Annotated in this window: 9 protein-coding genes; 3 read left to right on the top strand and 6 right to left on the bottom strand. The window is 70.6% G+C overall.

The window, feature by feature from the left end:
- The first annotated feature begins 26 nt into the window (after nt 1-26).
- Nucleotides 27-1,214 carry an AI-2E family transporter gene (locus IPQ09_24385; protein ID MBL0197307.1) on the top strand — a complete coding sequence of 396 codons (1,188 nt, stop codon included), beginning with the start codon at nt 27-29 and terminating at the stop codon, nt 1,212-1,214.
- A gap of 1 nt (nt 1,215) precedes the next feature.
- Here the strand turns inward: IPQ09_24385 and IPQ09_24380 are convergent, their stop codons facing one another.
- From IPQ09_24380 to IPQ09_24370, 3 genes are read right to left on the bottom strand one after another with little or no spacing between them, the layout of a single operon-like run.
- Complete coding sequence (locus tag IPQ09_24380; protein MBL0197306.1) at nt 1,216-2,883, bottom strand: sigma 54-interacting transcriptional regulator; 1,668 nt, start codon at nt 2,881-2,883, stop codon at nt 1,216-1,218.
- 18 nt (nt 2,884-2,901) lie between these two features.
- Nucleotides 2,902-4,911: an acetyl-CoA carboxylase biotin carboxylase subunit gene (locus tag IPQ09_24375; GenBank protein ID MBL0197305.1), complete on the bottom strand. Its 2,010-nt coding sequence runs from the start codon at nt 4,909-4,911 to the stop codon at nt 2,902-2,904.
- 19 nt (nt 4,912-4,930) lie between these two features.
- The gene (locus tag IPQ09_24370; GenBank protein ID MBL0197304.1) at nt 4,931-6,544 is read right to left on the bottom strand and encodes an acyl-CoA carboxylase subunit beta; all 1,614 of its coding nucleotides are present in this window, start codon (nt 6,542-6,544) and stop codon (nt 4,931-4,933) included.
- Between the two features lie 209 nt (nt 6,545-6,753).
- Here IPQ09_24370 and IPQ09_24365 point away from each other — a divergent pair, with 209 nt between their 5' ends.
- On the top strand, nt 6,754-7,827 hold the full coding sequence (locus IPQ09_24365) for a PEGA domain-containing protein (GenBank protein ID MBL0197303.1): 1,074 nt from the start codon (nt 6,754-6,756) through the stop codon (nt 7,825-7,827).
- Nucleotides 7,828-7,875: 48 nt separating this feature from the next.
- On the top strand, nt 7,876-8,592 hold the full coding sequence (locus IPQ09_24360) for a FadR family transcriptional regulator (GenBank protein MBL0197302.1): 717 nt from the start codon (nt 7,876-7,878) through the stop codon (nt 8,590-8,592).
- Nucleotides 8,593-9,007: 415 nt separating this feature from the next.
- Here the strand turns inward: IPQ09_24360 and IPQ09_24355 are convergent, their stop codons facing one another.
- Genes IPQ09_24355 through IPQ09_24345 form a run of 3 tightly spaced genes read right to left on the bottom strand, consistent with a single transcriptional unit; the run spans nt 9,008 to nt 11,575 of the window.
- A complete protein-coding gene (locus tag IPQ09_24355) occupies nt 9,008-10,156 on the bottom strand; it encodes an isopenicillin N synthase family oxygenase (GenBank protein ID MBL0197301.1) in 1,149 nt (382 codons plus the stop codon).
- Nucleotides 10,126-11,013, bottom strand: a complete 888-nt coding sequence (locus IPQ09_24350) for a hypothetical protein (GenBank protein ID MBL0197300.1) — start codon at nt 11,011-11,013, stop codon at nt 10,126-10,128. Before IPQ09_24350 ends, IPQ09_24355 begins: the two co-directional genes overlap by 31 nt.
- Before the next feature lie 49 nt (nt 11,014-11,062).
- On the bottom strand, nt 11,063-11,575 hold the full coding sequence (locus IPQ09_24345) for a hypothetical protein (GenBank protein MBL0197299.1): 513 nt from the start codon (nt 11,573-11,575) through the stop codon (nt 11,063-11,065).
- Between the last annotated feature and the right edge of the window lie 49 nt (nt 11,576-11,624).

The raw sequence follows: 11,624 nt of genomic DNA, 5'->3' as shown, positions 1-11,624 counted from the left end.
CGCGCCAACCGGTGTAGTGTGTGGGTGTGGGCTTCGGGTCCGACGATCGGCGAGGGGTCTCGCTCCGCGACATCGCGGCCTTTTGCGTCGTGGTCGCCGCCCTCAAGTTCGCGGCGCCGTTCTTCGTGCCGCTCACGCTCGCCGCGATCCTCGTCACGGTGGTGTCGCCGCTCTCTACCTTTCTCGTCCAGAAGCGCGTACCTCCCACGCTCGCGGTGCTCATCGGCGGCCTCGCGACCCTCGCCGTCATCTCCGCGGGCACGGTCGCGCTCGGGCTCGCGAGCACCCAGCTCAACGACGAGTGGCCCCACTATTCGCACCAAGGGGACCTGCTCGCGGGGAAGGCGCGCGCCTGGCTCAGCGCACACCACGTCACGATTTCGGTCGCGGGACCGAAGGGCCCCGACTGGGTAGGCATGGCCACCGGCGTGCTCCAGCGCGCGGCGGGGGTGGTGTCCGACTTCTTCATCATCATGCTCGTCGTGTTCTTCGGGCTCTCCGAGGTGCTCGACCTCGGCGGCAAGCTCCGCAAGGTGACCGACGACCCGGAGTTCGGCTTCTCCCGCGTGGACGAGATCGTCCGCAAAGTGCAGACCTACCTGCTCGTGAAGAGCTTCACGAGCCTACTCGTCGCGCTCATCGCCTACCTCGTGCTCAAGGTCGTCGACGTGCGCCTCGCGCTGCTGCTCGCGGTGCTCCTCTTCTTGCTTCACTTCGTGCCGAACGTGGGCGCGGTCATCGCGACGATCCCCGCGGTCGCGGCCGCCTTCCTCGACAGCGGCCCGGGCGCCGCCATCGGCGTCGCGATCACCATGTCCACGAGCAACTTCATCGTGGGCAACGTGGTCGAGCCCCGGCTGCTCGGGCGGACGCTCGGGCTCTCCTCGTTCGCCGTGCTCGTCTCGCTGCTGTTCTGGGGGTGGCTGTGGGGGCCCGCGGGGGCGATCCTGGCGGTCCCGATCGTCATGGTGCTCAAGGTCACCCTCGAGGGGACGCGCTATCGAAGGTGGGCTCACCTGCTCGCGCCCGCGTCTCACGACGCGCCGAGCGAGCAGCACCTCCCCGACGGCACGCCGCTCCCCACCACCATGAGGCTCCGCATGTGGGCGAGCACCGTGACGCCCGCGCCGACCTCGGTTGGGCTAGGCGCGCCGCCGGCCGCGGCGCCGCGCTCGCGCGACCCAGCCGAGCTCAAGGACCCGAGCTCCTCCTGATCTACTCGGCGCGGGCAAGCCGCGCGCGCACGTCGGCGAGCTCGAGCCCGTGCCGAGCGAGGTACTTGCGCAGCCGATCGGCGTCGTTCGCGGTGCCCTTCCGCGCTCGAGACTCCGCGAAGAGCGCCCGCCCCGCCTCGCTCAGCGAGCGCGCCTCGGCGCAGACCCGCAGGACGTCCTCGAGCTGCGCGCGGTCGAAACGATCGAGCGCGACCGCCCCCAAGACGCGCTCGATCAGCGTGGCTTCCCCGCCGGCGGGCACCGCGGCCGCGCCGCCGAAGGCCTGCCGGAGCCGCGCCACCTCCTCGCGAACGAGCGCCTCCGTGATCCGGCCGCCCGGCGCCAGCGTCCCAAGCCGCGTGATGCTCGCGTCCAGATCGCGGAAGTTGCCGGGCCACGTCGCTGCCGCCGAGTGCGCGAACGCCAAGTAGGCCTCCCTCGCCTCCCGCGCCCACGTGAGCCGCGTCCCTAGCGCGCGGGCCACCCGCTCGGTCTGGTGCTCGACGTTGGGCGCGAGGTCCTCGAGGCGCTCGCGGAGCGAGGGCAGTCGGAAGGTCCACAGGTGGACGCGCGCGAGCAGGTCCTCGCGGAACCGCCCCTCCCTCGCGGCGGCGAAGAGATCGCGATTTGTTCCGCACAATAGCTGGAAATCACTACGCTTTTCGCGATCGGATCCCATCGGCGTGAAGGTCTTGTCTTCGATCGCGCGGAGGAGCATCGCCTGCTCGTCCGGGCCAAGCTCGTAGATCTCGTCGAGGAAGAGCACGCCACCGTCGGCGCGGGCGAGGTGCCCCTCGCGCTCGGACACGGCGCCCGTGAAGGCCCCCTTGGCGTGCCCGAAGAGGGCGCTCATCGCCGCGTCCCCACGGACCGTGGCGCAGTTCACCTCGACGAAGCGCCCAACGAGCCCCTGCCGCGCCTTCTTCAGCGCGAACACCCGGCGCGCGAGGGCGCTCTTGCCGGAGCCCGTGGGGCCGAGGAAGAGCATCGGCGCGCGCGAGCGAACGGCGACCTCCTCCACGCGCGAGACGATCTCGTTGTACGAGGCGTTCCGCGTGGGGATGCCGTCCTTCAGCAGAGCCTGCCCGACCTCGCGCTCGTCGCGCACGCGGCTCGCGATGCGATCGTATCGCGCCAGGTCGAGGTCGATGATGCCGTAGCTGCCTCGCACGCTCTCGCCCTCGCCGTGGTCGCGGACGACCCGCGGCGAGGTCTGCACGAGGCGCCCGGGCAAATGCCGAGACTCGGTCAACAAGAAGAGGCAGATCTGGACGACGTGGGTGCCGGTCGTGATGTGCACGAGGAGGTCGCACTCGTCGGGGTCCCATGCGCCCGCGTGCGCCTTGGCGAGGTCGTGGAGCGCCCCGTAGACCTCCTCGAAGTCCCACGCGTCGGCGAGCGGAAAGCTCAGGTGCGTGACGCGCGTCTCGGGTGAGACCTGCGAGGCGTCGCGACCGAGCGCGTAGGCGAGCGAGGTGTGCCGCGGATCGTGCAGAAGCACGAGCTCGTCCACGAGGAGATCGTCGTGCATGCAGAGGCTCACCGTGGGGCGCCACCGCTCCCACCGCGCCGGCCCCTTCCCCGCGTCGAGCGAGGGGCCCACCACCCCGAGCACGACGGTCCTCCGGCGCTGCGACGGCGCGGGCTGCTTCGAGCTCGAGGACCCCATGGACGGTGCGCCGCGCCGTCAGCCGGCCGGCGCTACCTCGACGAGGAGGTGCCTCGCGCTCACCTGCGCGCCGGGCGCGACCGAGAGCGTCGCCACGGTGCCGTCGATCTCGGCCGCGAGCTGAAACTCCATCTTCATGGCCTCGAGCACCACGAGGAGCTGGCCCTTCTTGACCACGTCGCCCACCGCGACCTCGACCCGCAGGACCTTCCCGTCGATGGGCGCGAGGACGCGACCATCGGTCGCGCGGCCTTCCGCGCGCCGCGGGGCGAGAGAGACGTCGGTGAAGGCGTGCACGGACGCGCCCCAGTCGATCCACGTCGTCGCGCCATCGCGAGCGACACGCGCCGTCGCGGTCGTCCCTCCGGCGGTGAAGCGGAGGAGCCGCGCGCCCTCGCGGAGCCCGCCCTCGCCCTCGCCCTCGACCTCGAGCGTGAGCGTGAGGTCGCCGAGCTCGACCTCGTAGCTCGAGCGCCCGATCGGGCGCACCACGACGACCCGCTCTTCGCCACCGCACGAGATCTTCACGGGCACGCTGGGCGCATGAGAGCTGCTCCACCCGACGAGCTCCGACGGGAGCCCCGAGGTGCGGCGCAGCGCGTCGGCGTCGGCGTGGAACAGCGCGGCGCCGGCCACCGCGACCTGCCGGGCGGTCGGAGCGCCGAGGCCCGCGAGCGTGGCGCTCGGGAGGTGCGCGGGCACGAACCCGGTGTCGTACTCGCCCGAGGCGAACGCGGGGTGGCGCAGGCCGTGGAGGAGCAGCTCCTTGTTGGTCACGACGCCGAGGAGGGCGAGCCGCTCGAGGGCCGCGACGAGCCGGCACCGCGCCTCTTCGCGCGTGGCACCGTGCGCGATGAGCTTGCCCACCATCGAGTCGTAGAACGGGCTCACGTCGCGCCCCTCGGCGAGCCCGTGGTCGACGCGGACGCCCTCGCCTTCGGGGAGCTCGAGCGCCACGATCCGCCCGGTCTGGGGCATGAACTCACGCGCCGGGTCCTCCGCGCAGAGGCGCACCTCGATCGCGTGTCCTCGCCAGTCGATCTCGGCCTGCGACTTCGGGAGCGGCTCCCCCGCCGCGACCGCGAGCTGCCACGCGACGAGGTCGGTCCCGGTCACGAGCTCGGTGACCGGGTGCTCGACCTGGAGCCGAGTGTTCATCTCCATGAAGTAGAACTCGCCGGTCGGCGCGAGGAGGAACTCGATCGTGCCGGCGCCGAGGTAGTCGATCGCGCGGGCGGCGGCGACCGCGACCTCGCCCATCGCCTCGCGGAGCGCGGGGGTGACGGCAGGCGACGGGCACTCTTCGATGATCTTCTGGTGGCGACGCTGCACCGAGCAGTCGCGCTCGCCGAGATGCACGACGTTGCCGTGCGAGTCGGCGAACACCTGAATCTCCACGTGCCGCGCGTTCACGACCGCCTTCTCGAGGATGAGCTCGCCGCTCCCGAAGGCGTTCTCGGCCTCGGAGCGCGCGGAACGGATCGCCTCCGCCAGCGCCTCGGGTGCGGTGACGAGGCGCATGCCTCGCCCACCCCCGCCCGCGGCGGCCTTCACCATGACGGGCAGCCCGATGCGGAGCGCTTCCTGCGCGAGCGTCTCGTCCGACTGGTCCGCGCCTTCGTACCCGGGGATGCACGGGACGCCCGCCGCGAGCATGCGCAGCTTGGCCTGCCGCTTGTTCCCCATGAGCCGCACCGCCTCGGGGCGCGGTCCCACGAAGACAATCCCCGCCTCGGCGCAAGCGCTTGAAAACTGGTCGTTTTCCGACAGAAAACCGTAGCCTGGGTGCACCGCGTCGGCGCCGGTGGCGCGCGCGGCGGCGAGGAGCTTCTCGGCCACGAGGTACGACTCGCGCGCCGGCGAGGCGCCGAGGTGCACGGCCTCGTCGGCCGCCAGCACGTGCGGAGCGCCGCGATCGGCGTCGGAGTAGACGGCCACGGTGCGGATGCCGAGCTTGCGGCACGTTCGTATGACGCGCGCCGCGATCTCACCGCGGTTGGCGACCAACACTTTGCTCAGTCGAGTCATCTGGATCGTCCTCTCACCCTCACATGCGCGCCACGCCGAAGGTGCTGTGCGACAGCTCCCTCACGCGTGACTCCCGGCAAATCGACAGCGTGAGCGCGAGCACGCGGCGCGTGTCGCGCGGATCGATGAGCCCGTCGTCGAAGAGACGGGCGCTGCAGTTCCACGCGTGCGACTCCTTGTCGAACTGGTCGATGATCGGCTGCGCCATCTCCATGAGCACCGACTCCGCCACCGGGTTCCCCTGCCGCGCCATTTTCTCCCCCATGACGATCGACATGACCCGCGCCGCTTGCTCGCCTCCCATGACGGCGGTGCGCGAGTTGGGCCACGCGAAGATGAACCGCGGGCCGAAGCCGCGGCCGCACATGCCGTAGTTGCCCGCGCCGAACGAGGCGCCGATCACCACCGTGAGCTGCGGCACGGTGGCGTTCGCGACCGCCTGAATCATCTTCGAGCCGTGCTTCACGATGCCGGCCTGCTCGGCCTTCGTGCCGACCATGTACCCCGTGATGTTCTGGAGGTACACGATGGGCACGTCCGCCTGGCAGCAGAGCTGGATGAACTGCGCGGCCTTCACCGAGCCGCGCTCCGTGATGGGGCCGTTGTTGCCAATGAGGCCCACCGGGTGGCCGTCGATCTCGGCGCGGCCACAGACGATTTGGCCGTCGTAGAGGGCCTTGAACTCCAGAAACTCGGAGCCGTCGACGAGCCTCGCGATGACCTCACGGCAGTCGTACGGCTTGCGATAGTCGACGGGCACCACGCCGCACAGCTCCTCGGGCGAATACCGCGGCGGGCGGCCCTCCCCGTGCCGGCCCGCGGCGACGCGCGCCCACCCCAGCTTCGCGACCACCTCCCGGGCGATGCGCACGCCGTCGGCGTCGTCTTCCGCGAGCAGCTCGGCGGTGCCCGCGACCTGGCAGTGCATTTCGGCGCCGCCGAGGTCCTCGTCGGTCGCGATTTCGCCGGTGGCGGCCTTCAGCAGCGGGGGCCCGGCGAGGAACACCTTCGCCTTGTTGCGCACCATGATCACGTAATCGGAGAGGCCCGGCAGGTACGCGCCGCCCGCGGTGCTCGAGCCGTGTACGACGCAGATCTGCGGGACCCCCGCGGCGGAGAGCCGGGCCTGGTTGTAGAACGCCTCGCCGCCGGGGACGAAGATCTCCTGTTGGTAGAGGAGATTCGCGCCGCCACTCTCGACCAGGACGACGATGGGCAGCTTGTTCTCGAGGGCGATCCGCTGGGCGCGCAGGGTCTTCTGCACGCCCCAAGGCGACATGGTCCCGCCCTTGATGGCCGAGTTGTTCGCGACGACGAGCGCGCGCACCCCGGAGACGTAGCCGACGCCGACGATGGTGTTCCCCCCCGCGAGGGAGCCGTCGCTGTCGTCGTGGTAGCGGAGTCCGCAGAGGGTCGACAGCTCGAGGAACGGCGATCCGCGGTCGAGCAGCAGCGCGACCCTCTCGCGAGGGAGCAGCTGGCCTCGCTTGTGAAACTTGTCGCGCGCGCGCGCCTCGGTCTCACGCACCTTGCCCTCGATCGCGCGCAGCTTGTCGATCTCGGCGAGCATGTCGGCGCGGTTCTGACGAAACGCCTCGCTGCTCGGATCGATCTTCGTCTCCACCACCGGCATGCTGTGCTTCCTCCGATGCGCACCGTAGCGCACCGCGGCGCGTCTGAGCGCGCGACCGTGCGCCGCCCCTCCCCCGAGCCGCTCGCGAGAAAAAACGGGAGCGAGGCCCACCGCGAGGGCGTATCCTCCCGCTCGGGATCCCGACGGACATGCCCTTGGCTTCGCACGCACCAGACCACTCTCGCCCCACGGCCGAGTCACGAGCGCGTGTGCCCCGTGGGAGACGCCTCGCGGCGTGCCTGCTCGCGGTCCTGGTCCTCGCCGCCCCCACCGCTCCCGCGCTCGCCAAGCCGAAGCCACGCGCCCCCGTCGGCGCACCGAAGGCCGCGGCCGCCCCCTCGGCGACGCCCTCGGCGACGCCCTCGGCGACGCCCTCGTCGACGCCCTCCGCGCCCGCAGCTCCGAGCGCTGCCACCCCACCGAGCATCTCCGAGACCCTCTCGCCGCCCGCTCGCCGCGAGTACGAGGCCGCGAAGGGCCTCTTCGCGCTGGGCGACGCAAAAGGTGCATTCTACAAGTTTCAAGCGGCGTACGAGCTGTTCCCCGATCCGCGCCTGCTCTGGAACATGGCGACGTGCGCCAAGACCATGCACTCGTACGCCGACGCCCTGCGGCTCGTGCGGCGCTACCAGAGCCTCGGCGGGGGTCTCCTCACGGCCACCGATCGCGCCGAGGCCGATCAGGCCGCGAGCGCCTTCGCCGCCCTCACGACCACGCTCGTCTTCCACGTGAGCGAGCCCGGAGCCGAGCTCCTCGTGGACGGCGCGCCCGTAGAGTCGCCCGGTGAGCCCCTCATCGCCGACCTCGGCCCCCACAAGATCACCGCGAAGAAGGCCGGCTTCCAGGAGCTCACGATCACCGTGTCGGGCAAACCCACGGTCTCCACGCCGGTGAAGCTCCAGCTCGTGGCCGTGCGGCACGAGGGCACCCTCATCGTGAACGCGACGCCGGCCGACGCCGCCATCTTCGTCGACGGGCGGGCCGTGGGGGTCGGTCACCACCGGATGAAGCTGCCCTCGGGCGGCTACCTCGTCCGCGTCACGGCGAAGGGCCGGCGGACCTTCCAGCAGGACGTCCAGCTGCGCGACGACGAGACCCGCACGCTGCCGGTCTCCCTCGAGGCCGAGAGCGCCGGCGTGCCCACCTGGCTCATCGTGCTCGGGAGCGCCGCGGTCGTGGGCGCGGGCGTGGGCACCACGGTCTACCTCGCGACGCGGCCGTCGAAGAACGACAACGTCCCGACCGGGACGCTGAGCCCCGGCGTCCTTACGACCTCGTTCTGATCCACGGTTTTTCGAGACGCGGCGATATGTCCGCTCTAAGCTGGGCGGATGGTGAAGAGACTCCCCCCCGAGGGCGGGCGCAAGGCCGACGCGGTCGCTCGCGAGCTGATGGCGCGGATCGTGGGCGGCGAGGTCGCCGTAGGCTCGATCCTCCCGAAGGAGGAGGAGCTCGAGCGCGAGTTCGGGGTGGCCCGGAGCGTCATCCGCGAGGCCACGAAGTTCCTCGAGGTGCACAAGCTCGTGCGGCCGGTGCGGCGACGCGGCACCGTGGTGCTCGACCCGCGCGCGTCGCTCAGCCCCGACGTGGTCGCCACGTTCCTCACGCCGCGCAAAGGGCGGGTCTCCCGCGAGTTCTTGAAGGGACTGCTCGAGGTGCGGCGCCTGCTCGACATGGAGATGCTTTCGCTCGCGGCGCAGCGCCGCAAGCCCGCCGACGTCCGCGCGCTCAAGGCCGCCGCCGAGGGCATGAAGGAGGCGGCGGCCGCGGGAGACCCCGAGGCGTTCGAGGCCGCGGTGCTGGCGTTCGGTCTCGCGACGGCGGCCGCGACGCACAACCCCATTTACACGATGTTCGTCCACTGGAACGCGTCGACCGTGCGCGACCTCGCCCACGTGTTCGCGAGCATTCGTTCGTCGCCCGCTCAGCACGCCGAGGGCGTGGCGATGCTCGTCGCGACGATAGAGCGCGGCGACCCGGAGACGGTGCGGTCCCTCTGCGCGGGGTTCCACGACTGGGCCGGCCCCAAGCTCCTCGCCGCGCTCTGAAGGGAGCCGGAATGGAGGGCCGTCATGATCTTCGGTGAAGATCACGCCGCGCACGACGCCTAGTCTCCTGGAAGCGTGATCCCTTCCAGAAGTCGCGCGGCTCGGCCTTTCGCCACAAGGGAGCGAGGGGGTGTCCCGTTTTCGGCGGCGGTGGGAGGATACTCATGTTCGAGGGTCGGCGTTCTCGCGCGGTCACACCCGAAACCACTGTCCCCGAGCGCAAAGCGCCGCCTCCACCGCGCGGAACGACGTCCGAGTTGAGGACGGGCCCGCCGCCGCCGAAAACGGGGCACCCCCTCGCTCCTCGGCATGACACCGAAGACCGGACTGCTGATACGAACCACGACTCCAGGGGACTAGCAGAGCTGAGGTCGGCTCCGTGACAGCGGCTCCGCGAAGCGCGGAGGGTCCGCGCTCAGCGCTCGCGCAGCTTCGCGAGGCGGTCGTAGTGCCGGTACCCGAGGGACGCGAGCGCGCTCGCCGGGGCGAGGCCGATGTCGACGAGCGTCTTCAGACCGTAGGTCCCGGCGAGGACGGGCGGGCTGTACGCGCGCTCGGTCTCGGGCGTGCGGAACGGCGGCAACGGGAAGAGCGTCGTGTGCGCGTGGACGTGGACGAAGTGCGCCGCGGAGAGCCGTGACCACCCCGGCTGATCCGGAGCCGTGATCACGTGAGGGGTGGCCAAGAAGGCGCCCCCCGTGAGCATCTCGAGCTGCTGGCCGACCTGAGCGACGATGCAGCCCTCGGGCGCGGTCCCGCGCACCATCCTGCCGCTCGGGTGCGCCGGGGTGCCCCGCGTGCGCAGGTAGAGGCCGCTCCGCGCGCTCGGAGGGCTCGCCACCCGCCCCTCGGGGTCGTGGAACCGACCGCCGGGGAGGAGCGTGAGGAGGTTGAAGTCGGTGTGCTCCTCGCCCCACAAGACCTTCTGCTCCACCTGCTCGGTCGTCAGCGGCAGGTAGCGGAGCAGGCGGAAAATGTGAGGCCCCCCCTCACACAGCGCGGCGAGCGCGTCCGCCGGGAGCCCGAGCGCCTCCGCGGCGCCCCGCACGAGCGCGAGGCCCACCCGGTGAAGCTCGGCGCCGCGCGCCTGGCAAATCTCGGGGAACACCGGATCGCCCTCGGGCCACACGTTGTCGGCGTAGACCTCGGGGAACTGCACCTGCAGCTCCGGGGGCATCGGAGTCGGCGTAGCGAACCAGCACTCCTTGAAGTCGGGCTGGCCACCCGCCACCACGGCCTGCTCGGTGTTCGGGGGCGTCCAGCCGCGCTGATAGTAAAGGTCCTTTCGGTTGTAGACCTCCTTCTCGGCCGCGGGTCGCGCGGTGAAGTCGACGAACCGGTCGTACAGGCCCGCCATCGGCCCGACCCCGTGCCCGCGCACGTACACGAGCCCGAGCTCGCCGAAGCCCCGGCGGAGCGCGGCGAGGGCCTCGAGGCGGCGCGCCGGGTCGGCGCCGTCCGCGAGGTCGGCGAGGTCGACCGTGGGAATCGGGAGGGGGGCGACCTGCAGATCGTCAGCGGCCTCGGTCACGGTCAGATCTCGCCGTAGGCGCGGGTGATGCATCGCCGCGCGACCGACTGCGTGCCTGTGTGGAGGAACACGTTGGTGGACATGTCGAGGATCGCCGACGCGTAGTCGAGGCGGTCCTCGTTGACGTCGAGGAACTCCTTCACCCGCGAGATCACGCCGTCGTGGCTCAGGCCGCGCTCGGCGACGAAGCCGTTCACGTAGCCCTCCGCCGCGCGGATGTTCTCGCCGACGAGCTGCTTCTTCTCGTCGAGTCCGCCCCCAGGGAGGAGGCTCGCCACCCGCTGAAAGAGCCCGCTCTGCATGAAATCGCTCTCGCTCGCGCGCTCGGTGGTCTCGATGATCTTCTGCATGAAGTCGGGCCCGAGCGGCAGAAAGCAGTCGCACGTGATCCACGCCGCGAGGCGCATCTTGTCCTCCTTCGCGGAGCTGGCGACCGCGCCCATGAAGTCTCCGATGCTGTCGCCCGGGAGGCCGTTGGTCATGCAGAAGGCGCCGAGCTCGCACGCGAGCTTGAGCCCCGCGTCGATCGCTTGCGTGGTCTCGAGCTTCGGGGTGACGGACTCGAGGAACCCGAGCCACTCGACGTCTTCGCCGAGCTTGGCGGCCATCGAGGTGAAGCCCGCGAAGGTGGACGCCGAGTCGACCATCGAATAGAGCCCGACGGCGCTCTGGTAGCCCGTGGACTCGTCCATGTAGAGCTCGATCGCGCGACCGGCGACCGCGCCGAGGACGTCCTCGTCGGTCTCGCCCGTGGCCTCGCGCACGGCCAGATGCAGGCTCGTGATGTTGTTCCACTCCCCCGGGACGAGGTAGTCAAGAAAGTTGAGCAGTCGAACGGTCATGTTCGACTCGGGGAGGGACGAGAGCAGCTCTTCGAGGTTGTGGGTCATGGGGTTCCTGATCTGCGTGGGAGGAGGAAGAAGGCGCGCGCGCGCGGGCTCAGAGGCCAGCGACCCCCTTGAGGTCGATCTTCTCGAGCAGCGCCTTGCGCTGATCGTGGGACAGAGTGTCGCTGATGATTTTCACCTGATAGCGCTCCTTCACGAGCAGCATGCTCTGCTTCTTCCCGAAGGTGATGACCGGAGAGCCCGCCACCTTCTCCGTCGACTTCGCGTACTTCTCCTTGGAGTCGGCGTTGTCGACCAGGTCGGCGATGGTCACTGTGCATAGGTCTGCCCCGTCTTTCGCGTACTTCGCCTCGACATAGCCGGGCTTCTCGGTGGTGAAGGTCCGCTTGCCGCCTTCGAGCGTCTCGGGGAAGAAGGCGTTGAGCTTCTTGCCTTCGACTTCCTTGGGGGCGTTGTCGCCCAGGGCCTTCTTCTCTTCGAGCTTCTTCTCGGCGGCGGCGGCGGCGTCCGCGAACTGCGGCTTGTCCTTGCTGCACGCAGGGAACGAGGCGAGCGCGACGGCGGCGGCGAGCGCGACGGCGATCGTGGGCAGGGGCTTCTTCATGGCGATGGTGGGTCTTCCTTCGGTCGGGGCAGGCGCGAAGCGCGGGACG

This window comes from Myxococcales bacterium (genome assembly GCA_016720545.1).
Classification (GTDB): domain Bacteria; phylum Myxococcota_A; class Polyangia; order Polyangiales; family Polyangiaceae; genus JAAFHV01.
This window is presented reverse-complemented; position numbering and strand designations above follow the sequence as displayed.

Excerpts from the sequence above, each read along its gene's own strand:
- IPQ09_24380 (MBL0197306.1), bottom strand. The coding sequence starts at position 2,883 with ATGGGGTCCTCGAGCTCGAAGCAGCCCGCGCCGTCGCAGCGCCGGAGG.
- IPQ09_24375 (MBL0197305.1), bottom strand. The coding sequence starts at position 4,911 with ATGACTCGACTGAGCAAAGTGTTGGTCGCCAACCGCGGTGAGATCGCG.
- IPQ09_24370 (MBL0197304.1), bottom strand. The coding sequence starts at position 6,544 with ATGCCGGTGGTGGAGACGAAGATCGATCCGAGCAGCGAGGCGTTTCGT.
- IPQ09_24360 (MBL0197302.1), top strand. The coding sequence starts at position 7,876 with ATGGTGAAGAGACTCCCCCCCGAGGGCGGGCGCAAGGCCGACGCGGTC.
- IPQ09_24355 (MBL0197301.1), bottom strand. The coding sequence starts at position 10,156 with ATGCATCACCCGCGCCTACGGCGAGATCTGACCGTGACCGAGGCCGCT.
- IPQ09_24350 (MBL0197300.1), bottom strand. The coding sequence starts at position 11,013 with ATGACCCACAACCTCGAAGAGCTGCTCTCGTCCCTCCCCGAGTCGAAC.
- IPQ09_24345 (MBL0197299.1), bottom strand. The coding sequence starts at position 11,575 with ATGAAGAAGCCCCTGCCCACGATCGCCGTCGCGCTCGCCGCCGCCGTC.